21 protein-coding genes are annotated in these 21,472 nt (G+C 47.1%); 11 read left to right on the forward strand and 10 right to left on the reverse strand.

The window, feature by feature from the left end; translation table 11 throughout:
* Positions 1-145 precede the first annotated feature (145 nt).
* The gene (locus JaK3_RS08835; protein ID WP_068323788.1) at positions 146-907 is read right to left on the reverse strand and encodes a tRNA threonylcarbamoyladenosine dehydratase; all 762 of its coding nucleotides are present in this window, start codon (positions 905-907) and stop codon (positions 146-148) included.
* A gap of 22 nt (positions 908-929) precedes the next feature.
* On the opposite strand from JaK3_RS08835, the gene pdxH reads away from it, so the two are divergent.
* Positions 930-1,565: a pyridoxamine 5'-phosphate oxidase gene (gene pdxH / locus JaK3_RS08840; protein ID WP_068323791.1), complete on the forward strand. Its 636-nt coding sequence runs from the start codon at positions 930-932 to the stop codon at positions 1,563-1,565.
* A 12-nt stretch (positions 1,566-1,577) separates the two neighbouring features.
* Here pdxH and msrA read toward each other — a convergent pair whose 3' ends face one another.
* Positions 1,578-2,150, reverse strand: coding sequence for a peptide-methionine (S)-S-oxide reductase MsrA (gene msrA, locus JaK3_RS08845; protein WP_068323794.1), 573 nt, complete (start codon positions 2,148-2,150; stop codon positions 1,578-1,580).
* Positions 2,151-2,199: 49 nt separating this feature from the next.
* On the opposite strand from msrA, the gene JaK3_RS08850 reads away from it, so the two are divergent.
* The gene (locus tag JaK3_RS08850; RefSeq protein ID WP_068323797.1) at positions 2,200-3,597 is read left to right on the forward strand and encodes a coniferyl aldehyde dehydrogenase; all 1,398 of its coding nucleotides are present in this window, start codon (positions 2,200-2,202) and stop codon (positions 3,595-3,597) included.
* Between the two features lie 4 nt (positions 3,598-3,601).
* Here JaK3_RS08850 and leuE read toward each other — a convergent pair whose 3' ends face one another.
* Positions 3,602-4,279, reverse strand: a complete 678-nt coding sequence (gene leuE, locus JaK3_RS08855) for a leucine efflux protein LeuE (RefSeq protein WP_068323799.1) — start codon at positions 4,277-4,279, stop codon at positions 3,602-3,604.
* A gap of 254 nt (positions 4,280-4,533) precedes the next feature.
* On the opposite strand from leuE, the gene JaK3_RS08860 reads away from it, so the two are divergent.
* Together JaK3_RS08860 and JaK3_RS08865 are read left to right on the forward strand one after the other, a co-directional pair.
* Positions 4,534-6,054, forward strand: a complete 1,521-nt coding sequence (locus tag JaK3_RS08860; RefSeq protein ID WP_068323801.1) for a DEAD/DEAH box helicase — start codon at positions 4,534-4,536, stop codon at positions 6,052-6,054.
* Between the two features lie 2 nt (positions 6,055-6,056).
* Positions 6,057-6,629, forward strand: coding sequence for a chorismate--pyruvate lyase family protein (locus tag JaK3_RS08865; protein ID WP_068323804.1), 573 nt, complete (start codon positions 6,057-6,059; stop codon positions 6,627-6,629).
* A gap of 16 nt (positions 6,630-6,645) precedes the next feature.
* On the opposite strand, the gene JaK3_RS08870 is transcribed toward JaK3_RS08865, so the two are convergent.
* Together JaK3_RS08870 and hemC are read right to left on the reverse strand one after the other, a co-directional pair.
* Complete coding sequence (locus tag JaK3_RS08870) at positions 6,646-7,470, reverse strand: uroporphyrinogen-III synthase (protein ID WP_068323807.1); 825 nt, start codon at positions 7,468-7,470, stop codon at positions 6,646-6,648.
* 14 nt (positions 7,471-7,484) lie between these two features.
* Entirely contained in the window at positions 7,485-8,450 is a 966-nt protein-coding gene (hemC, locus tag JaK3_RS08875) for a hydroxymethylbilane synthase (protein ID WP_068323815.1), read from the reverse strand.
* A gap of 43 nt (positions 8,451-8,493) precedes the next feature.
* On the opposite strand from hemC, the gene argH reads away from it, so the two are divergent.
* Genes argH through JaK3_RS08890 form a run of 3 tightly spaced genes read left to right on the forward strand, consistent with a single transcriptional unit; the run spans position 8,494 to position 11,995 of the window.
* Positions 8,494-9,912, forward strand: coding sequence for an argininosuccinate lyase (gene argH / locus JaK3_RS08880; RefSeq protein WP_068323818.1), 1,419 nt, complete (start codon positions 8,494-8,496; stop codon positions 9,910-9,912).
* 5 nt (positions 9,913-9,917) lie between these two features.
* Complete coding sequence (locus tag JaK3_RS08885; protein ID WP_068323821.1) at positions 9,918-10,469, forward strand: TRAP transporter small permease subunit; 552 nt, start codon at positions 9,918-9,920, stop codon at positions 10,467-10,469.
* A complete protein-coding gene (locus JaK3_RS08890; RefSeq protein ID WP_068323825.1) occupies positions 10,466-11,995 on the forward strand; it encodes a TRAP transporter large permease in 1,530 nt (509 codons plus the stop codon). The genes JaK3_RS08885 and JaK3_RS08890 overlap by 4 nt, the downstream gene beginning before the upstream one ends.
* 47 nt (positions 11,996-12,042) lie before the next feature.
* Here the strand turns inward: JaK3_RS08890 and JaK3_RS08895 are convergent, their stop codons facing one another.
* The 4 genes from JaK3_RS08895 to JaK3_RS08910 are packed head-to-tail and all read right to left on the reverse strand — an operon-like array spanning position 12,043 to position 16,686.
* A complete protein-coding gene (locus JaK3_RS08895) occupies positions 12,043-14,310 on the reverse strand; it encodes an arginine/lysine/ornithine decarboxylase (RefSeq protein ID WP_068323827.1) in 2,268 nt (755 codons plus the stop codon).
* Positions 14,307-15,224 (reverse strand): ion channel, encoded by a 918-nt coding sequence (locus JaK3_RS08900; protein ID WP_068323830.1) that lies wholly within the window; start codon positions 15,222-15,224, stop codon positions 14,307-14,309. Before JaK3_RS08900 ends, JaK3_RS08895 begins: the two co-directional genes overlap by 4 nt.
* Positions 15,225-15,236: 12 nt before the next feature.
* The gene (dcd, locus tag JaK3_RS08905) at positions 15,237-15,803 is read right to left on the reverse strand and encodes a dCTP deaminase (RefSeq protein ID WP_068323833.1); all 567 of its coding nucleotides are present in this window, start codon (positions 15,801-15,803) and stop codon (positions 15,237-15,239) included.
* A 40-nt stretch (positions 15,804-15,843) separates the two neighbouring features.
* A complete protein-coding gene (locus JaK3_RS08910; RefSeq protein ID WP_068323836.1) occupies positions 15,844-16,686 on the reverse strand; it encodes a formate dehydrogenase accessory sulfurtransferase FdhD in 843 nt (280 codons plus the stop codon).
* Between the two features lie 161 nt (positions 16,687-16,847).
* Between JaK3_RS08910 and metG the strand changes: the two genes are divergently transcribed.
* From metG to panC, 4 genes are all read left to right on the forward strand, one after another.
* Entirely contained in the window at positions 16,848-18,518 is a 1,671-nt protein-coding gene (metG, locus tag JaK3_RS08915) for a methionine--tRNA ligase (RefSeq protein WP_082786421.1), read from the forward strand.
* Between the two features lie 103 nt (positions 18,519-18,621).
* Positions 18,622-18,810 carry a DUF3460 family protein gene (locus tag JaK3_RS08920; protein ID WP_068323839.1) on the forward strand — a complete coding sequence of 63 codons (189 nt, stop codon included), beginning with the start codon at positions 18,622-18,624 and terminating at the stop codon, positions 18,808-18,810.
* Complete coding sequence (locus JaK3_RS08925; protein ID WP_068323842.1) at positions 18,803-19,678, forward strand: segregation and condensation protein A; 876 nt, start codon at positions 18,803-18,805, stop codon at positions 19,676-19,678. The genes JaK3_RS08920 and JaK3_RS08925 overlap by 8 nt, the downstream gene beginning before the upstream one ends.
* Positions 19,675-20,526 (forward strand): pantoate--beta-alanine ligase, encoded by an 852-nt coding sequence (gene panC, locus JaK3_RS08930; protein ID WP_068323843.1) that lies wholly within the window; start codon positions 19,675-19,677, stop codon positions 20,524-20,526. The genes JaK3_RS08925 and panC overlap by 4 nt, the downstream gene beginning before the upstream one ends.
* Before the next feature lie 12 nt (positions 20,527-20,538).
* On the opposite strand, the gene JaK3_RS08935 is transcribed toward panC, so the two are convergent.
* A complete protein-coding gene (locus JaK3_RS08935; RefSeq protein ID WP_068323845.1) occupies positions 20,539-21,471 on the reverse strand; it encodes a methionyl-tRNA formyltransferase in 933 nt (310 codons plus the stop codon).
* Position 21,472: the final 1 nt, after the last annotated feature.

Genomic DNA, 21,472 nt, shown 5'->3' on the forward strand with positions numbered 1-21,472 from the left:
GAATTGAATAAATCTGAATAGACTTTAATAAAAATGTCTTTGAAATCAATGAGTGGTCTTGCAATAAATTATTATTGATTACAAAAGAATCAGTAAATTCCTACAGGGAATCCCCCTAAGGATTTCTGGCGCTTTTTATAAAAAACTACTGAGCAGCAATCAGATTGAGTATTTCTGCAGCTGCCGCTAAGCCACAGGCAGCAGTAACCATCACCGTAGAGCCATAGCCGGAGCAAGCCAAGCCACCGCTAGAAGCACCTGCACGTGGCTCGTGAGAGTAGATGGCGCGAATGCCAATCTTTTTCTTAAGATTTCTGGAAAAGCCGTGATCTTGTCTTAGCCCTTGGCGCACCTTAGCTAGTAAAGCATCTTGTTCAGTGCGCGAGAGATCTTCGCAACGCACGGATGTGGGATCCGATTTTCCGCCGGCAGCGCCACACATGACTAATGCACGCTGATTTTTAACAGCCCAAACAGATAAAGCAATTTTGGTTTGCACTGAATCAGTGGCATCTAGCACCAATGCATTTTCTGGAATGAGTCGATCGAGATTTTCTGGTTCTAAAAACTCATCACAAGAAGTGAGCTTGATTTCTGGATTAATTTGCAGAATGCGTTGCGTCATTGCCTCAACTTTTGCTTTGCCGTACTGCCCCTCCAAAGCATGCAATTGTCGGTTTGTGTTGCTCTCGGCAATATGATCAAAATCAATCAAGACTAAATGTCCTATGCCAGTGCGCGCTAAAGCCTCGGCAGCCCAAGAGCCAACTCCTCCTAGACCCGCAACCACTACAGTGGCATTCAGAAAACGCTCGCGCAGTTCTGGCCCGTAGAGTCTGGAGACTCCGCCAAAACGACGATTTTCTAAGCTGCCCTCTGCCTTATCTTCTGCCTTGTCTTCTGCCATAGCTTCTCTTTATACTGAATAAATGGACTCCATTGCTCAACTCCGCAAAAACTATACCTTTGGCCAGCTATCAGAGACCGAAGTGCCTCAGGACCCCTTGCAGCTTTTTCAACTCTGGTTTGAACAAGCAATGAAGGCGGAGTGCCCGGAACCCAACTCCATGACCCTGGCAACAGCAGATCAAGCAGGAAATCCATCAGCCCGTATTGTCTTACTAAAAGGTGCCGATCAAAATGGCTTTACCTTTTTTACTAACTACGAAAGCCAAAAAGGCCGGGATTTAGCCATTCGCCCGCAGGCAGCCCTACTATTTCATTGGCATGAACTGGAGCGACAGGTGCGCATTCAGGGTGTTGTTGAGAAGGTAACCGCCGCTGAGAGCGATGAATACTTCCACTCCCGTCCACCTGCTTCCAGAATTGGTGCCTGGGCCTCGCCTCAAAGTGCAACTATCCCAAACCGCGAGTTCTTGGAAGAAGCAGAGAAACGCTTTAAGGCTGAATTTGGTGACAAGCCCCCTCGTCCAGAGCACTGGGGTGGTTATCGTCTACGCCCTACTGAAATTGAATTCTGGCAGGGGCGCCCTTCGAGACTGCATGACCGCATGCACTACAAACTAGATGGAAATCAGTGGCATGTGAACCGCTTAGCGCCTTAAGCTTTTATAGATTTAGGAATACTGGGGCGCAATCATCGATTTAAATTTCGCTCTAAATTTAGCCAACTTGGGCGCAACCACCGCCATGCAATACCCTTGATTAGGGTGCTGCTGAAAATAATTCTGGTGATAGTCTTCTGCCGGATAAATAGTTGGCGCATCTTCAATCTGCGTAACTACAGGATTGGAGTAGATTTTCGATTCCTCTAACTCCCTTACTACTTCATGTGCAATCTTGGTTTGCTCATCGCTATGCGTAAAGATGACGGAACGATATTGGGTGCCATGATCATTTCCTTGATAGTTCAAAGTGGTTGGATCATGAATCACAAAGAAGATTTCTAGCAAATCTCGAAATGAAACCACTTGTGGATCAAACAAAATATCCACAATCTCCGCATGGCCAGATAGGCCAGTACAGACAGCTTCATAAGTCGGATTAGGTCTCGCACCACCGGCGTAACCAGAAACCACGGATTTCACCCCGGTAATTTGCTGATAAACCGCCTCAAGACACCAAAAACAGCCCCCACCGAGGGTTGCGCGCTCAAAAAGGGGTTCGTTTTTATTGATATTTGTTTCCATGGCTTTATCCTAATGCCTTATTCCAATGTCTGCCAACCAATAATCCCCTATGAATCGCTTCACCATCCAGCTCGACGAAATTAAAGCAGCCTTTGCTGCCGAACCAAATCCTACGATTGACGTCAGGTTAGATCGCATTGCTCGCATTGAAAAAATGATTGATGCCAATGAAGAGAAAATTTGCAAAGCTCTTGAGGCAGACTTTGGCGTACGCCATTCCGTAGAGACAAGACTTGCTGAATGCCAGATGATTTATCAGGCATGCAAATATACACGCAAGCACCTTAAAGAATGGATGAAGCCTGAGCAAAGAGAAGTGCCTTTTCATATGGGCGCTTCACATGCCTATGTTGAAAGTCAGCCACTTGGTGTAGTTGGTATTTTGAGCCCATGGAACTATCCTGTTCAATTAGCCCTCATTCCGGCGATCGCTGCTTTTGCTGCTGGTAATCGCGTTTGGCTAAAACCATCTGAACGCAGTTCACGCACCTCCGGATTTGTTGCGAGCTTAATTCAAGAATATTTCCACCCATCAGAGTTTTGTGTCACTACTGGGGGCCCGGATGTAGCCGAGCAATTTGCAGCGCTGCCTTTTGATCACCTCTTCTTTACTGGCTCCGGCACAATCGGTAAAAAGGTGATGCGCGCCGCAGCAGAGAACCTTACGCCGGTCACACTGGAGCTAGGTGGTACAACTCCCGTCATCATTGATAAGAGCGCCAAACTCAAAGACGCGGCTGCCTCGATCACCTATGGCAAGTTGCTAAATGGCGGACAAACCTGCATTGCGCCAGACTATGTGTTGCTTGAACCAAGCCTTCAAGATGCATTTATTCAAGAGTTACAAGCTGCAGCACAAACTCAATTTAGCAATCCTGCGGAATTAACAGGCCCGATTGATGAAAGACAACTGGAGTACTGGCAGCACTTAGTGAGTGATGCACTAGATCGTGGAGCCAAAGCAATTCCTCTCCTTAATAACCCGGGCGCCGGCGCACGACCTTTTGAGCCAATTGCATTGATCAACGTTTCGCCAGAAGCGCGCATTCTTCATGAAGAAATCTTTGGGCCTATTCTGCCAATCGTGACTGTTGCCGATACCTCTGCAGCGATTGCTTATGTCAATAACAAACCAAATCCACTTGCTTTGTATTGGTTTGGTAAAGACAAAAAGAATATGAAGCAGGTTTTGAGTGAGACTCGCTCTGGCGGGGTTACCGTCAATGACACACTACTTCACATCACCATTGAAGATCTACCTTTTGGTGGTGTTGGTGCCAGCGGCATGGGTAGCTATCACGGTAAAGCAGGCTTTGATACCTTTAGCCACCAGAAGTCGATTCTTGAAGTACGCGGTTTCTTTGGTTTGAATTTCTTCAAAGGTACAAAAACAGCGCGCCCTCCTTACGGAAAAATGACTGAGTGGTTGTTGGGTTATTTGAAGTAAATCTTCAAACGAGAAGCAATCGGATCGCAAACCCAATAAACAAGATGCCTGCTAGCATCCAGAGTGCCGCAGCAAAACGGGGGCGCGATTGAAAGAACCTTAAAGAGGCTTGGCCCACACCAATGAGGCATGCCAAATAAGCCATGCTCATTATCTGCAGAACAATTGCAAGATAAAAGAAGGTATGCAATGGGCGTACAAAATCTGGTCGAATAAATTGCGAGAAGAAAGCAATAAAGAAAAAGATAGCTTTAGGATTGGTGAGCGATAGTGTCAATGCAGCCAATAATGGATGTAAACGCATCAAGCGCATTTGAATCTCAGACGTTTTTGCCTCTAAGCCCGATGACCAACGCTGCTGACCATTTCGAAATAAGCCGTAACCCATCCACGCCAAATAGGCAGCCCCGAGGGTGCGCACAAGACTAAAAATAATGGGCGAAGTAATCAAGATAGATGCCGCCCCTAAAACAACGGCCAACATCAATATCGAATCACCAATAAAGATGCCGACTGCACCCCATGCGCCAGCACGCCAACCCTTTTGAATGGCAATCGTTAAGACATAAAGCGAATTTGGGCCAGGCAACAAAATAATGAATAGCGTCCCAAGTAAATAACTTGAGAAATCCACGATACCCGCATTACTGGGCGATAAGAGACTGAGGGTGAGCCATTCCATCGCTCAATCATATAATTAATTCGGGAAAACCCTTGTAATCGAGCTCTCAAACTGTCATAATGGGAGGCTTTTTTAAGCAATTTGATTCATCGCCCCCCAGCTCTATTTCAGCGTACCGTTTAGAAGTCATAAACACAGAAGTCACAAAAACGCGCTGCCGCTTGTCTGATGGTCGATGCCTTTGACCATCGCACCCTATAAAAAACCATGGGTGCAACATACGGAGACATCCCTTAAAGGGGATGTGTAATAGCATGACTTTTTCTAAAGAAACTAAACACGAGTCACACGACTCAAAGAGCGCTGGAAATGAATTCCAGAATTTCCCCCTAGCGGCATCACTCCTTAAAAACGTTGCTGAACTGGGTTACACCCAAGCCACCTCCGTGCAAGCTCAGGTTATTCCTGCAGCCTTAGCTGGTGGTGACTTATTGGTCAGCAGCCAAACCGGTAGCGGTAAAACCGCAGCCTTTTTATTGCCTTTGATTAATCAACTCATCGAAGACAACCCGAATAACTCACCCGTACCAGGTCGCGCACAACCTAAAGTGTTGGTGCTCTGCCCTACTCGTGAATTAGCTCAACAGGTTGCCGCCGATGCAGTGAACTTAGTTCGCGGCATGAAAGGTATCCGTATCGCAACTGTTATGGGTGGCATGCCTTACGGCAAGCAAATCCAGGCGTTAAAAGGTGCATTGTTAGTTGTTGCAACCCCAGGTCGTTTGCTAGACTTGTGCGACAGCAAGGCAATTCGCTTAGACGACGTAAAACAACTCGTTATTGACGAAGCCGATCGCATGCTCGACATGGGATTTGCTGATGATCTCGAGGCTATTGATAAGCGTTGTGCAGGCCGCAACCAAACTTTGATGTTCTCTGCAACTTTTGCGCCAAAGATTATGTCTTTAGCAAACGAGTTGACTACAGATGCCAAGCGTATTGAACTTGCTCACGCAGGTGAAAAGCACGCCAACATTGAACAGAAGTTGCATTGGGCTGACAGCATGTCACACAAGCATAAGTTGCTTGAGCACATTTTGGCTGATGCCGATTTGGATCAAGCGGTTGTGTTTGCAAGCACTCAAGTTGAGAGCGAAAAAATTGCTGACACCTTGCGCGCTAATGGCTACGAAGCTACTGCCCTTCACGGTGCAATGCCTCAGGCTGTGCGTATGCGTCGCCTTGAGTCTTTGCGTAAAGGTCACACCAAGATTTTGGTTGCGACTGACGTAGCGGCTCGCGGTATTGATGTACCACGCATTAGTCACGTGATTAACTTTGGCTTGCCAATGAAACCAGAAGACTATACGCATCGCATCGGTCGTACTGGTCGTGCAGGTCGCAATGGTGTTGCTATCACTTTGGTTGAACATCGTGATCGCGCCAAGATCCGCAATATCGAACGCTTTACACAGCAAGATATCGTTGCTTCAGTCATTGCAGGTCTTGAGCCACAAGCCAAGCCAAACTTTGGTGGTGGCGGTGGTCGTCCTGGTGGCGGTCGCTCGGGCGGTGGTGGCGGTCGTTCCGGCGGCGGCTTTGGTGGTAATCGCTCAGGCGGTGGTGGCGGTCGTTATGGCTCAGGCGCTCGTTCAGAGTCTCGCTTTGGCGGCGGTGGTTCAGGCGATTCACGTCCAGCCCGCTCTGCTGACTCACGTCCTGCGCGTTCTGCTGACTCACGTCCAGCACGCTCTGGTGATTCACGTCCAGCAGGTGGTCCGCGTTTTGCGAAACCAAAGGCTGGCGGTCAACGTCGCAACTTTAGCGGTAGCTAAAAATGATTCGCCGTAATCGTCTCCGTTCTGCATGGAATCGAGTCGGTTCCGGTGAAATCCATCGGGCGCCACGCGAGTGGCAACCTTGGCTAAGCGATACCGGGTCTCTCACCCAAAAAATTGAGAAAGCAATTGGGCAAAAACTAGAAGTACAGGTTTTGCGTGACTGCCCTCAATCACTTAATAGCGACGAAAGTCGCTATTTTCATTTCAAGCTAAGGCGTTGTAGAGTGCGTGAAGTGCTTCTTTGCGCCAACGGAACTCCTTTGGTCATGGCACATAGCGTCATACCCACCTTGAGCTCTAGCGGCAGTAATCATGGGGTCCTACGCCTAGGCACAAAGCCTCTCGGGGCTGTCTTGTTTGCCAAAACCCGCAAGCACTCAAAAGCAAGGCCTCCGCGAGACATAGCTCGTTTAGATAAAAGCAGTGAATTGTGGAAAAAGTCTTCCAAGCATCTTTCTGGTTTGAGTTCACCACTATGGGCACGACGCACCCTCTATCGATTAAAGGGTCACCCTATTTTGGTAAATGAAATTTTCTTACCTGCTTTATTGGTTGCTGTGAAGTTTTAGCTTTTTGTTTTTGCTTTTAGATTGTTAACCAAGCTAAAGTGGATTTAATCAAAGCTTCATCACCAGGCTCACTGGTAAAGACTTCACCAAATCCAATTAACTCAGCTGCATCAGCAATATTGTGATGTGGGCATAGCGCGCTAGCAGAATTGAGGTTTTGGATAAACTGATCTTTCATGACTTCACCTAGATAACGCACCGCCTCAGAAGAAGTCAGCAACCAAAGAGATTTGCTTAAATCCATTTCTCGCACGAGATGCCAAGCGGGGTTATCTAGATCCAAGGGCACACGGCTGTAGGTGGAAATAGCCTCTACAGCAGCGCCAGCCTTTGTTAATGTGTCAGCCAGCCAATCACGACCGCCCTCACCTTTAAAGATCACCACCTTTTTCTTCTGCCAATTCCATTGAAGGGCTTGAAGCTCCTGCCACAAACCCTCAGAGTCCCAGTTCTCATTATTTTTAGGGATGATGATGGGGGTAGGATTTTCTTCTAAACCAATGCCATGGTTTTTTAAAGCTAAATGACTACTGCCACCCATCACACCAATGGGAATAATCTTTTTGGAAAAGTCTTGCCAGTCTCGTTCCAATAAACGCATCACGCTTTCAATGGCATTGGGACTAACAAATATAACTAGATCGGCATCACTCAATACAGCCGCAATATGGTCCGCCAAATGTTCGTCCGACCTTGGAACAATGGTGAGTAAAGGTAGCGACAGTATCTCCGGAAGACTACGTTTCCCTACTCCGCTCGCTTCGATTGCACGAGTGAGGACCTCAATCAGCTGGCGAGCTTGGCCACTAGGTCTGGTAACGACAATCGTTTTAGTACTCATCGCTACTAATGCGTTTATTTAGAAATCTTTGGGATTAGGTCTGCTGCACCCTGTGACAGCAGATCTTTTGCAACTGCAAGACCTAGGGCTTCCGCATCCTCAACTGATTTCACTTGCGCACTGCCGTTAGCAAGACAAATAGATTTGCCATCGGTGCTTGCGACAAATGAGCGAATCTGCATTTGATTTTGATCCCAGACAGCGTGTGCAGCGAGCGGCACTTCACATGAGCCACCCAACTGACGTGACACCATGCGCTCAGCAGAAACAGCGAATAGAGTTGGCAAATCATTTAATGGAGCAAGCCATTGCTTGATGTTCGGATGCTTACTTAAAGTTTCGATACCCAAAGCGCCCTGACCTGCAGCAGGCGTATAAGGATCATATGGCAAGAATGCACGGATGCGCGACTCCAAACCTAAACGTTTTAAGCCAGCAGCGGCCAAAATAATGGCTTGGTACTCGCCCTTATCCAATTTACCCATGCGTGTATCTAAATTACCGCGTAGGGGTTGAATCTCGAGATGCGGAAACTTGGCGCGCAAAACAGATTCACGTCGCAAACTAGATGTACCAACAATCGCTCCAGCAGGAAGATCTTCCAGGCTAGGGTAATCATTAGAAACAAAAGCGTCTCTTGCATCTTCTCTTGCCATCACACAGGAAAGGTCAAAACCCTCTGGCATCACCATAGGGACATCCTTTAAGGAATGCACTGCCAAATCTGCACGACCATCCTCTAGGGCGGTTTCTAGCTCTTTTACAAAAAGACCCTTACCACCCACTTTAGAGAGGGCTCTATCCAAAATCTGGTCACCGCGGGTAGTCATCCCCAAAATCTGGACATCGCAGTCCGGATAGAGCTTTTTAAGGCAATCTCGGACGTGCTCAGCCTGCCACATAGCTAGGCGACTTTCACGGGAGGCGATTACGAGGCGCTTTGGGGCTGCCGAGGGGGTGGAATTCAGGGTTTGGGACATAACATTTAAAATAATCAAAGACCTACACCAATATACTGTGTTTATGAGCTCATCAAACAATTCCTTAGACAACAAAGCCCAAGCTTGGTCGGCCCGTTTTGCCGAACCCGTTGACGAACTAGTACAGCGTTATACAGCCTCTATCGGCTTTGATCAACGCTTTGCGATGGTAGATATCGCTGGATCCCTAGCCCATGCTGAGATGTTGGCAACCCAAAAAATCATTAGCACCCAAGATTTGGCTGATATTAAAAAGGGAATGGCGCAAATTAAGGGTGAGATCGAGTCCGGTCAATTTAAATGGCAACTCGCCCTTGAGGATGTTCATCTCAATATTGAAGCTCGTCTTACTGCCTTGGTTGGTGATGCTGGCAAGCGTTTGCATACCGGTCGTTCACGCAATGACCAAGTAGCAACTGATCTACGTCTTTGGCTTCGTGGCAGCGTCGATGACATTGCTGTGACTCTGAAATCTTTACGTGTGGCATTGTTGGATTTGGCTGAGAAGCATGCTTCAACCATCATGCCTGGTCACACCCATTTACAAGTAGCGCAGCCAATTACATTTGGTCACCACTTGATGGCCTACTATGAAATGTTTAGTCGTGATGCAAGCCGCTTAGCGGATTTGCGTGCGCGCTTTAATCGCCTGCCTTTAGGTGCCGCTGCATTAGCAGGAACTACTTACCCAATCGATCGCGAGCAAGTCGCCAAAGCGCTTGGGTTTGATGGCATCTGCAATAACTCCTTGGACGCAGTATCTGATCGTGACTTTGCGATTGAGTTCTGTGCTTTTGCATCCATCTTGATGATGCACGTATCACGCCTTTCTGAAGAGCTCATCCTTTGGTTGAGCCCACGCTTTGGCTTTATTGATCTACCTGATCGCTTTTGTACTGGCAGCTCAATCATGCCGCAGAAGAAAAATCCTGACGTCCCTGAATTAGCTCGTGGCAAGACTGGTCGCGTTTATGGTGATTTGATTTCTATGTTGACCCTGATGAAAGGTCAACCGCTTGCCTATAACAAAGATAACCAAGAAGATAAAGAACCTTTATTTGATGCTGTAGATACAGTGCAAGATACCTTGCGTATTTTTGCTGACATGGTTCCACACATTGAAGTTAAAGCCGAGGTAATGAAGAAAGCTGCTGAAGAAGGTTTTGCAACAGCAACAGACTTAGCCGACTACTTGGTTAAAAAAGGCTTAGCCTTCCGTGATGCACATGAAGCTGTAGCACATGCTGTTAAGGCCTGCGTAGGCAGAAACTGCATGCTGACTGATCTCAGTCTCTCCGAGCTTCGCTTTGCTTGTGGTCTTGATAATCGCCCTGAGTTAATGAGTGATGATGTTTTTGCATTGCTCACAGTGGATGGCTCAGTTCAATCACGCCAACACGCAGGTGGCACCGCCCCTGCTCAAGTTCTTGCAGCCATCAAACGGGGTCGTGCAGATCTCTAAATTGCATGGGGTTTTGTTCCAAACTCTCTGCAGGCATTGATCGCGTAAACCAGCTTCTGGGTAAGGCAGCAAGCATGATGATTTTGCTGTCTTGCGTAGTTTCAGCAGCCAATGCACTTCTGCGCTATGGATTAGATATCAGCAACAACTGGCCACTTGAGCTGCAGTGGTACCTCTTTGCTGCCGCAGTCATGCTTGGCGCCTCCTACACACTAAGACGCAACGAGCACGTTCGGGTTGATTTAATTTATTCCCAGCTTTCTGATCGTGGTCGTTTATGGGTCGATCTCTTTGGCTTAACTTTCTTTTTGATGCCGGCATGCCTATTGTTTGCATGGCTCTCATGGACCACTCTTTTTTATCCATCTTGGTTAGTGATGGAACATTCGCTAAACTCCGGTGGATTAGCGCGTTACCCCATTAAGTTTGTAGTTCCATTTGGATTTTTCATGCTGAGCCTACAAGGCTTATCTGAAATCATCAAACGTATCGGTGCACTCAAAGGTGACATTACCTTGCCCGCCGAAGACCTTCGTTACGAAAAGCCGATGCAATGATTCCATTGGAGTGGATGCCACCCTTAATGTTTGGTGGACTGATCGTCTTTATGTTGATCGGCTTCCCGGTCGCCTTCTCACTGATGGCAGCAGGATTATTTTTCTCTCTCATTGCAATTAGCGAAGGCTTTTTTGGAATGGCATTTTTACAAGCTATTCCACAACGTATCTTTGGCAGCGTGCTCGCCAATGATTTATTACTAGCCATACCTTTCTTCACCTTTATGGGCGCCATTCTTGAGCGCTGTGGGCTTGCAGAAGAGATGCTTGATTCAATGGGGCAGCTTTTTGGGCGGGTCCGTGGAGGTCTAGGTTACTCCGTCATCATCGTTGGATTTATCTTGGGTGCCATTACCGGCACCGTAGCCGCTCAGGTGATCGCTATGGCAATGATCTCGTTACCGGTGATGATGCGTTACGGCTACAACATGCGCTACGCTACAGGCGTTTTAGCGGCATCTGGAACCATTACTCAATTAGTGCCACCATCATTGGTATTGATTGTTTTGGCAGATCAACTAAAAACACAAAGCGGCAGTGCTGATGTGGGCAGCATGTATCTGGGCGCATGGGGGCCCTCACTTTTACAGATCGCCCTCTTTGCGCTCTATACCTTCTTCCTAAGCCGCATTCGCCCCGACTACTTGCCGCCAGTTCCCGAGAGTGATCTCACGCTAAAGGGCTGGGCGCTTTGGAAAAAGTGCCTCATGGGAATCATCCCATCTGCAGTGCTAATTTTTTTAGTACTAGGGACCATCATGACTGGCATTGCAACACCGACAGAATCTGGAGCGATGGGCGCAATGGGTGCGCTATTACTAGCGTGGATTCGTAGGGCGAGCATTCCGAACCTTAATGGTCTAGTACAAGAGGCTTATCAGAACACTATGCGCATTACTGCCATGGTGGTATTTATTTTGATTGGGTCGACTTGTTTCTCTGTCGTGTTTCAGGGAGTGGATGGCGGCTTCTGGGTTGAAGAGCTTTTCTCCAATTTACCGGGCGGCTGGGTTGGCTTTCTGGTCGTAGTGAATTTATTTGTTTTCTTTTTAGCCTTCTTCCTAGACTTCTTTGAAATCGCATTCATCGTTGTACCGATGTTGGCGCCAGTAGCTGTCAAACTATTAGCCCCAGTACTTTTGGCATCCATGAATGGCAATCCACAAGCAGCGGCCAGCGCTGCTTTAGTTTGGTTTGGAGTCATGCTTTGCGTAAACATGCAAACCTCGTTCATGCACCCCCCATTTGGCTTTGCCCTTTTCTATCTCAGAGGCGTGGCTCCTAAGGAAGTGAAGAGTAGCGATATCTACTGGGGCGCTTTGCCTTGGGTAGCACTCCAATTAGTGATGGTTGCGGTCGTGATTGCTTTCCCCGCCTTGGTGACAACCTTCTTAGATAAGCCTGCCGCAGTCGTAGAGAGCCAAGATTTCAACTTCACCAGCGATGAAAATAAGCCAGATACCCCATCAAATAAGGTGGATGAGGATGCCCCAGTGACGTTTCAACTGGACAAGCCGGTCAAATAAAAATGCCCCGCATTTGCGGGGCATCGTATTGCAACATAAAGCCTGAATTAAAGAGTAATGTCGCGCTCTTGTCTAACGCAATCCACGTAGTACTCGCTTTTCCCATCAATGCTAGTTTTCACTAAACCGTGGATATCCGTTTCAAATCCAGGGAACTGCTCATTGAAGTCTCTAGCAAAGTAGAGATAGTCAATGATGCGTTTGTTAAAACGCTCGCCCGGGATAAGCAATGGAATGCCTGGAGGGTACGGTGTAACCAACATGGCCGTTACGCGCCCCTCGAGTTGATCTAGCGGCACACGATCAACTTGTTTGTGCGCCATCTTTGCCCATGCTTCTGAAGGCATCATCGCAGGAACCATGTCTGAGGTATACATCTCTGTTGTCATACGTGCTACATCACGGCTCTTATAGAACTCATGGATCTGCTGACAAATATCTTTTAAGCCAACGCGCTCATAGCGTGGGTGTTTAGCTACGAACTCTGGCAGCACTTTCCACAAAGGCGCATTCTTATCAAAGTGATCTTTAAATTGTTGCAATTCAGTTACAAGAGTATTCCAACGGCCCTTAGTAATGCCAATGGTGAACATGATGAAGAAGGAGTACAGGCCACACTTCTCAACGATCACACCATGTTCTGCAAGGTACTTGGTAACAATGCTGGCTGGGATACCCATCGAGCCAAAGTTACCCTCAATATCTAAACCAGGGGTAACCACTGTCGCCTTAATAGGATCTAGCATGTTGAAGTCTTTAGCCAACTTACCAAAGTCATGCCAAGCAGCGGATGGTTCTAAGACCCAATCTGAACGCTCACCAATACCCTCTTCGGCCAAATGATCTGGACCCCAGACCTTAAACCACCAGTCAGCACCAAACTTATCGTCCACTTCACGCATAGCGCGACGGAAATCCATTGCTTCAGCAATAGATTCTTCTACCAGGGTTGTGCCGCCAGGAGACTCCATCATGGCCGCAGATACGTCGCATGAGGCAATAATGGCGTACTGAGGGCTGGTTGAGGTATGCATCAAATAAGCTTCATTGAAACAGTCACGATCCAATTTTGTATCTTCCGCATCCTGCACTAATACTTGAGATGCCTGGGATAAGCCAGCCAATAACTTATGAGTTGATTGGGTAGCAAACATCAAACTCTTCTTGGTGCGCTTACGATCTGAGCCAATGGCATGCATATCCTTATAGAAAGGATGGAAGGCAGCATGTGGCAACCAAGCTTCATCGAAATGCAAAGAGTCAACTTTGCCATCGAGCATCTCTTTAATCATCTCAACGTTATAGACGATGCCGTCATAGGTACTTTGAGTCAGCGTCATTACGCGAGGTACTACGTTCTTATTTTTGATGAATGGATTGGCATCAATTTTCTTCTGGATGTTTTTCCATTCAAACTCTTCCTTTGGGATCGGGCCAATAATGCCCAGATGATTACGGGTAGGCATCAAGAAGATAGGAATCGCACCCATCATGGTGATGGAATGAATGACTGATTTATGGCAATTGCGGTCCACCAATACAACATCGCCCGGCGCAACAGTAGAGTGCCAAACAATCTTGTTCGATGTTGAAGTGCCGTTAGTTACGAAGAACAAATGGTCGGCATTAAAGATGCGGGCAGCATTACGCTCGCTCTGTAAAACTGGGCCAGTATGGTCCAAGAGTTGTCCCAACTCTTCAACAGCATTACAAACGTCAGCACGGAGCATGTTTTCACCAAAGAACTGGTGGAACATGCGCCCTACTGGGCTCTTTAAGAAAGCAACGCCGCCAGAGTGACCAGGGCAATGCCAAGAATACGAACCTTCAGAGGCGTAATTAGTGAGCGCACGGAAGAATGGTGGCGCTAGAGAATCTAAGTACACCTTTGCTTCACGAATAATATGACGCGCAACAAACTCAGGCGTATCTTCATTCATATGAATAAAGCCATGCAATTCACGCAAGATATCATTAGGCATATGACGTGAAGTACGAGTCTCACCATACAAGAAGATTGGAATATCTTCATTACGCTTACGCACTTCGGTAATAAAAGCACGTAGGTTATTTAAAGCCGGAAGATCATGGTCTTCAGAATCAGAGTCAAATTCTTCATCATCAATCGAAACAATGAAAGTAGATGCGCGAGAAGCTTGCTGAGCAAACGAAGTCAGATCACCATAACTGGTTAAGCCAATAACCTCCATGCCCTCATTCTCAATGGCCTCAGCGAGGTCACGAATACCCGAGCCCGAAATATTTTCGGAGCGGAAGTCCTCATCAATAATGATGATTGGGAAACGAAATTTCATAAATACTCCCCTACTAACTTGTCCGATGTATTCGGAACCCACTTATCAAAATTGGTTAGATCAATTACTCGATCACCATCTGGCAATGCTGTGACTATATCGATGAATGTCGCATTTTGCTGCACATCTTTAGGCAAGTAAACATGGCGAGCGTAGACCTGATTGGCTAAGCTCTCGTGATAACCAGTAAAGGTAATCAGCAAATGCCATTGGCGTTCAATTGCCTCTTTACCCAAGTAATCTTTTAAGGCGCTTGTCTCATCAACACTATGCATCGCAGTCCAAGTCAATGAGAATACTGGGCTCTCAGAACGGTGCAACTGCAATTCGACTGAGCGACGATAACGCTCACCCTCACTCGTCATACTCTCGGCGATCAACCACAGACGTAACTGCGCTTCGACAATATGCGAGCTGCGATCATTTGCTACGCGAAACTTAAATGTTTGTACGCCATCATGACTTCCAACGACAGCCACTTTAGAGAAGCGCACACCAGCAGTCGGTCTAGTGAAGCGTGCAAAAGCCAAACCGGTGGTTAATGCGGAATACACAATTCCAAAAAAGGCTTCAAAGGTCACTATGGCATTTGGCCAGCTACCTATTGGCGTCATACGACCGTAACCAATCGTTGCCATGGTTTGCACACTAAAGAAAAAGACATCCAACAAAGAACCGGGCTGAGCATGAGTAATTGCGCCATCTCCACAAGCCAAGTAAGCAAAGGCAAACACAAGGTTGGCCCCAAGATAAACCAAGACCACCAGCAGCATAAAACTGCCCCAGCTAGTCCCTAAAAGCCAGTGATAAAAATTGTTCTCTGGACGTGCAACTTCAGTGCGCGAGAGTGTTGCACGATATTCGTCTAAATTAATTCGCGCAGGACGGCGATTAAATGGAAAAAATTTACGCACTGCCGTAATGGCTTAGGTCTTGGGCAGGGTAACGCCCCGCTGACCTTGATACTTACCACCGCGATCTTTATACGATGTACCACACACTTCGTCACTCTCAAAGAAGAGTACTTGTGCACAACCTTCACCTGCATAAATCTTGGCAGGCAATGGTGTGGTGTTAGAAAACTCTAGAGTGACATAACCTTCCCACTCTGGCTCGAATGGTGTGACGTTCACAATAATGCCGCAACGTGCATATGTACTTTTACCAACGCAAACAGTAAGGACGCTGCGTGGAATCTTGAAGTACTCAACCGTTCTTGCTAGTGCAAATGAATTCGGCGGAATGATGCAAACGTCACCCTTGAAATCAACAAAGGATTGTTCGTCGAAATTCTTTGGGTCAACAATGGTGCTATTGATATTGGTGAAGATTTTGAATTCGTCTGCACAACGAATGTCATAGCCGTAGCTTGAAGTGCCATAACTTACGATTTTGTTGCCTGAGGAGTCTTGGCGAACTTGCCCAGGTTCAAATGGGCTGATCATGCCTTGCTCGCCCATGCGGCGGATCCAGTGGTCAGATTTAATAGTCATGGGCGAATTGTAAAACCTTCGCCCATACCTGCCCATGAATTTATTGGGGTTTTTGGCTAAAAACGACCCTCTCAGGGGCGTTATAGATCTCGAAGTGTTTGCCAGAGCAGCGAGACAGGATGGTGAGATTGGTTTTGCGAGCCAGTTCTAACCCCATCAAGGTGACTCCTGAGCGGGTCAAGAGGAAGGGAATGCCCATCTGGGCGCCCTTAATTACCATCTCTGAGGTTAGGCGGCCAGTAGTAAAGAAAATGAGATCCCTGCCCGGTTTATTAGCCAACCACATCAAGCCAGAAATCGAGTCGACTGCATTGTGGCGACCCACATCCTCAATGAAATGCAAAAGACGTACGCCCTCATTACCGTCGCGCTCAAAAACTGCACATGCATGGACTGAACCAGACTTTTTATAGATGGTGTCATGAATGCGGATGGAGTCAATCAAAGTAACTATTGCCTCTTGGGACAATGTCGGTCCTTGAGGAAGCTGAATCTCGTCCATCTCCTCAATGAGGCCACCAAACATCGTGCCTTGTCCACATCCCGTCGTCACCACCCGCTTACTCGTTAGGGCATCAATATCCACCGTACTCCGGCGGGTTTTCACAGCAGCTGAATCCGTCTCCCAGTCCACCTGAATGCTCTCGATATCGTCTGGAGACTCAACCAGGCGCTGATTACGCAAATAGCCCAGCACTAGAGCCTCCGGAGCGCTACCCAGCGTCATGAGGGTTACAACTTCACGCTTATCTAAGTAAATAGTCAGAGGGCGCTCACCAGGAATATGGGTCTTTTTAAGACGTCCCATTTCATCCATAACCTCAACCTCATGCACTACGGGCACGGAGGCGCAGGACATCTGAATATTGGGTTTTGCTGCCATAAATACTCTCTCGGGGTCGGGCTTAAAGGAAGTTTATCGGGGTTTATGAAGACTTCACGGTGCTTTACTTTAACCGCAGACTAAAATCACTGCATAAGCCAGCATAATTGAGGGCTAAACCCCAGTTAACCTTTTAACCTTCTTATTTAAGTCCGCATTACATGAGCAGTTCCCAACGCCGCCTTCTTGTTACCTCGGCCCTACCCTATGCCAATGGTCAGATCCATATCGGCCATCTGGTGGAGTATGTACAGACCGATATTTGGGTTCGCTTCCAAAGAATGCGTGGCCATGAAGTGCATTACGTTGGCGCCGATGACACTCACGGCACCCCCATCATGTTGCGCGCCGAAAAAGAAGGTCTTACACCAAAAGAACTGATTGCTAATGTTTGGAAAGAACATAAGCGTGACTTTGATAACTTCCTGATTTCATTCGATAACTACTACACCACAGACAGTCCAGAGAATGAAAAACTTGCGCAGAGCATTTACATAAAGCTGCGTGATGCAGGATTGATTGAAAAGCGAGCTATTGAGCAAGCCTACGATCCTGTTAAGGAAATGTTTTTGCCAGATCGCTTCATTAAAGGCGAATGTCCTAAGTGTGGCGCCAAAGATCAATATGGCGACAACTGCGAAAAGTGTGGTGCAACCTACTCACCTACTGACCTCAAGAATCCATTCTCAGTAGTCAGTGGTGCAACACCAATCAAAAAGATTTCTGATCACTACTTCTTTAAGTTATCAGATCCGCGTTGCGAAGAGTTCTTGCGCGACTGGACTCAAGTAAAAACACCGTTACAGCCAGAGGCTCGCAATAAGATGAAAGAATGGGTTGGTCAACCCGGCGAAAGCAAGTTGGGCGACTGGGATATCTCCCGCGATGCCCCGTATTTCGGGTTTGAGATCCCCGATGCACCTGGTAAGTACTTCTATGTCTGGCTTGATGCCCCTATTGGTTACTACGCCAGTTTCCTCAATTATTGTCAGGCTAAAGGCCTGAATTTTGATGAATGGGTTAAGCCAGATACAACAACTGAGCAATACCATTTCATCGGCAAAGACATTTTGTATTTCCATACTTTATTTTGGCCGGCTACTTTGCAATTTGCGGGTTACCGCACGCCAACCAATGTTTTTGCACACGGCTTCTTAACGGTTGACGGCGAGAAGATGAGTAAGTCACGCGGCACACTGATCTCTGCAAACAGCGTGATTGAATGCGGCTTTAATCCAGAGTGGTTCCGCTACTACTTTGCAACCAAGCTCAATGACAGCATGGAAGATTTAGATTTAAATCTTCAAGATTTTGTCGCGCGTGTTAACAGTGACTTATTAGGTAAATACATCAACATCGCAAGTCGCAGCGCTGGCTTCTTGGTGAAGCGTTTTGGAGGCATTGTTTCTGATGAAGCAATGAGTAATCCACTGCTAAAAGAAATTGCGTCATCTAGCGAAAAAATTGCCGAACTCTATGAGAGACGCGAGTATGCCAAAGCACTGCGTACCGTCATGGAACTAGCAGATAAGGTGAATGGCTTTGTTGACGAGAACAAGCCATGGGAAATCGCCAAAGATCCAGAGCGTGAAGCTGAGTTGCAAAGGGTCTGCAGTATTACTCTTGAGGCATTCCGCATGCTCAGCCTGTATCTCAAGCCAGTTATTCCTCATGTAGCTGCTGGCGTAGAGGAATTTCTCTCCTTGCCATCCCTTTCCTGGGCGGACATTAATACCCCCCTTTCCAGCAAGACCCCTATCAAGTCATACAAGCACCTAATGACTAGGGTTGAAGCCCCACAAATTGAGGCTTTGCTGGCTGCAAACTTGTAAAAAGCCCCCTAAAAAGCACCTATAATGGCGGTTGTAGTCCCTAGATAACTTTTCGAATTAATTTCATAAGTTATTGAATTTATTGAGTATTTTAGGAAATGTCATGGCAAGATATCAATCTGAATTCACCCAGTTCTTAAATGAACTCAAATCCGAGCACCCAAACCTCGAGGCTGAACAGCAAGCTGGTCGTGCCCTCCTCTGGGACAAAGAGCCATTAAGCGTTGAAGATCAACGCCGCGCAAAAGCTGCGAAATTGAAGCAACGCGCTTACGTGTATTCGAATGACTAACTCTGGCAATGAGCCAAGCGCTCAGCCAATATCGGACTTACTAGATAGCACTCCATCGGTTACCGATGGCATGTCGGAAGCATTCGCCAAACTGTATGGCGAGCCACTCTTTAAGCTCCCTACCGATCTTTATATCCCACCAGATGCACTAGAAGTTTTTCTAGAAGCATTTGAAGGCCCATTAGATCTACTGCTTTACCTCATTCGCAAACAGAACTTCAACGTTCTGGATATTCCGATGGCACAGGTTACGCAACAGTACCTCAGCTACATCGATCAAATCCGTCATCACAATTTAGAACTAGCTGCCGAGTACTTACTCATGGCTGCTATGTTGATTGAAATTAAGTCCCGCATGCTTCTGCCAATGAAGAAGGCAGACAGCGAAGAAGAGGTGGAAGATCCACGCGCAGAATTGGTACGCCGCTTGCTCGAGTACGAGCGCATGAAGCTTGCTGCTCAGGAACTTGATCAGATTCCACAACAAGGTCGTGACTTCCAAGTGGCTCATGGCTATGTGGACACTACTATTGCGATTGCATGGCCGGATGTCAATGTAGAAGACTTGCAAGCAGCTTGGCGTGATGTTCTACACCGTGCCAAGCTCACGCAACATCACACCATTACTCGTGAAGAATTATCTGTGCGTGACTTCATGACACGCATCTTGCGCCGTTTACAAGGCACTAAATTCGTAGAGTTTGGTGAGTTATTTGAAGATGCCATTAAATCTGGCAAAGGCATACCAGTGGTGATCGTGAACTTCATCGCAATGCTTGAGCTCTCACGTGAAGCTTTAGTTGAAATTACTCAAGCTGAGCCGTATGCGCCAATTTATGTGCGTCTTGCCTATACCCCTGTTGCATGAAAATCATTAGCGACATTCAGGAATTGCGTGACCACTTGCGCGGCCAAAACCGAGCATCATTTGTGCCAACCATGGGCAACCTCCATGAGGGGCACCTCTCTCTAATGCGCTTAGCAAGACAACATGGTGATCCAGTAGTTGCCAGCATCTTTGTGAACCGTTTGCAGTTTGGTCCTAACGAAGATTTTGATAGCTACCCTCGTACCATGCAGGCTGATATCGATAAGCTGGAAAAAGAAGGTGTCTACATCTTGTTTGCACCGACTGAGAGAGACCTCTACCCGCAGCCACAAGAGTACCGCGTTGATCCACCGCAGCAGTTGGGGGACATCCTCGAGGGTGAGTTCCGCCCTGGATTCTTTAAGGGTGTTTGCACCGTTGTTCTAAAGCTCTTCTCTTGTGTTCAGCCTAAGGTTGCCGTGTTTGGTAAAAAAGATTACCAACAGTTAATGATTATTCGTCAAATGGCCAAGCAGTTTGCTTTGCCAGTGGAAATTATTCCTGGTGAAACCATTCGTGCGGAAGATGGTCTTGCCCTCTCCTCTCGTAATGGCTACCTTTCAGTTGAAGAGCGTGCTGAAGCACCAGAGCTTATGAAGGTATTAAAAGAAGTGCGCCAACGTGTGCTCGATTTAAATGTACGCGATGCAAAGGCAATCTCTGAAATTGAAAAATTAGCAGTTGCCTCACTTGTTGGGCGTGGATGGAAGCCTGATTACATTGCCATACGTCAGCAAAGCGATTTAGCGCCAGCATCAAATGAGCAACTACAAGCTGGTGAGCCGCTTGTTATTCTGACTGCAGCAAAGCTTGGTAAAACACGCTTGATTGATAACTTAGAAATTTAATTTCTAAGTTTTTTACAGGGCAAAGAACTGCCCTACCTCTAAATTCAATTCTTTAGCTAATTCAGCACCAGTCACCTTACCTGCAGCGCCTTTGGCTTTGAGGACTTCAATCTGCCCACCATGGCAGGTGATGAAGATTGAATCAAGCGTGATCTGAGTTACTTCTCCAGGTTTGCCTTTGACGGCGCCGAATGTAGCAGCTACGTGCTTGTGGCAATCGTAGATCTGAACCTTTTGCTCGCCAAACTTCGTCCACGCACCAGGCGCTGGATTGCATGCGCGGATCAAGTTGTAGATCTGGCTAATATGGGTTGCCCAATGAATCTGAGCAGCATTCGCATCAAACCAACCTTCGTAGTTCGCTTGGGATTCATCTTGAATGATTTCTTGATGCTTGCCTGCGACCACCAAGTCAGCTGCTTCGAGCAATGCTTTAACGCCGATTGGGAAAAGGTGATCAAAGTAGATCTTGCCTAATGTGTCATTAGGCCCAATGGCAACTTCTTTTTGCAAAATTACTTCGCCTTCATCCAGACCATCAGATGGGCGGAAGATCGTTAAGCCCGTTTTCTCTTCACCTAATGCGATCGCCCAGTTAATGGCGCTTGGGCCGCGATATTTAGGTAGTAAGGATGGGTGATATTGAATAGTGCCGTGCTTTGGAATCTTGCAGAGCTCTTGCGGTACAAATTGAATGACATATGCCATTACACAGATCTCAGCATTGCTATCAATCAGCGCTTGAGCAGCCTCAGGACCCTTCAGGGAAGCGAACTGCAAGGGGTTTAAGCCCCTTGCGAGTGCAGCTTCTTTTAAAACTTCCGGCTTGCTTGATTTGGGATTGTCAGGTGGGCAGAAAACGGCAACCACTTCATCGCCGCGATCTAAAAAAGCTTCTAATGCTGCTTTACCAAAATCCGCACTCCCAATCAAAGCAACCCGCATC

Origin of the sequence: Polynucleobacter yangtzensis, assembly GCF_001595965.1 — a bacterium.
GTDB classification, from domain to species: Bacteria; Pseudomonadota; Gammaproteobacteria; order Burkholderiales; family Burkholderiaceae; genus Polynucleobacter; species Polynucleobacter yangtzensis.

Excerpts from the sequence above, each read along its gene's own strand:
- JaK3_RS08835 (WP_068323788.1), bottom strand. The coding sequence starts at position 907 with ATGGCAGAAGACAAGGCAGAAGATAAGGCAGAGGGCAGCTTAGAAAAT.
- pdxH (WP_068323791.1), top strand. The coding sequence starts at position 930 with ATGGACTCCATTGCTCAACTCCGCAAAAACTATACCTTTGGCCAGCTA.
- msrA (WP_068323794.1), bottom strand. The coding sequence starts at position 2,150 with ATGGAAACAAATATCAATAAAAACGAACCCCTTTTTGAGCGCGCAACC.
- JaK3_RS08850 (WP_068323797.1), top strand. The coding sequence starts at position 2,200 with ATGAATCGCTTCACCATCCAGCTCGACGAAATTAAAGCAGCCTTTGCT.
- leuE (WP_068323799.1), bottom strand. The coding sequence starts at position 4,279 with ATGGAATGGCTCACCCTCAGTCTCTTATCGCCCAGTAATGCGGGTATC.
- JaK3_RS08860 (WP_068323801.1), top strand. The coding sequence starts at position 4,534 with ATGACTTTTTCTAAAGAAACTAAACACGAGTCACACGACTCAAAGAGC.
- JaK3_RS08865 (WP_068323804.1), top strand. The coding sequence starts at position 6,057 with ATGATTCGCCGTAATCGTCTCCGTTCTGCATGGAATCGAGTCGGTTCC.
- JaK3_RS08870 (WP_068323807.1), bottom strand. The coding sequence starts at position 7,470 with ATGAGTACTAAAACGATTGTCGTTACCAGACCTAGTGGCCAAGCTCGC.
- hemC (WP_068323815.1), bottom strand. The coding sequence starts at position 8,450 with ATGTCCCAAACCCTGAATTCCACCCCCTCGGCAGCCCCAAAGCGCCTC.
- argH (WP_068323818.1), top strand. The coding sequence starts at position 8,494 with ATGAGCTCATCAAACAATTCCTTAGACAACAAAGCCCAAGCTTGGTCG.
- JaK3_RS08885 (WP_068323821.1), top strand. The coding sequence starts at position 9,918 with ATGGGGTTTTGTTCCAAACTCTCTGCAGGCATTGATCGCGTAAACCAG.
- JaK3_RS08890 (WP_068323825.1), top strand. The coding sequence starts at position 10,466 with ATGATTCCATTGGAGTGGATGCCACCCTTAATGTTTGGTGGACTGATC.
- JaK3_RS08895 (WP_068323827.1), bottom strand. The coding sequence starts at position 14,310 with ATGAAATTTCGTTTCCCAATCATCATTATTGATGAGGACTTCCGCTCC.
- dcd (WP_068323833.1), bottom strand. The coding sequence starts at position 15,803 with ATGACTATTAAATCTGACCACTGGATCCGCCGCATGGGCGAGCAAGGC.
- JaK3_RS08910 (WP_068323836.1), bottom strand. The coding sequence starts at position 16,686 with ATGGCAGCAAAACCCAATATTCAGATGTCCTGCGCCTCCGTGCCCGTA.
- metG (WP_082786421.1), top strand. The coding sequence starts at position 16,848 with ATGAGCAGTTCCCAACGCCGCCTTCTTGTTACCTCGGCCCTACCCTAT.
- JaK3_RS08920 (WP_068323839.1), top strand. The coding sequence starts at position 18,622 with ATGGCAAGATATCAATCTGAATTCACCCAGTTCTTAAATGAACTCAAA.
- JaK3_RS08925 (WP_068323842.1), top strand. The coding sequence starts at position 18,803 with ATGACTAACTCTGGCAATGAGCCAAGCGCTCAGCCAATATCGGACTTA.
- panC (WP_068323843.1), top strand. The coding sequence starts at position 19,675 with ATGAAAATCATTAGCGACATTCAGGAATTGCGTGACCACTTGCGCGGC.
- JaK3_RS08935 (WP_068323845.1), bottom strand. The coding sequence starts at position 21,471 with ATGCGGGTTGCTTTGATTGGGAGTGCGGATTTTGGTAAAGCAGCATTA.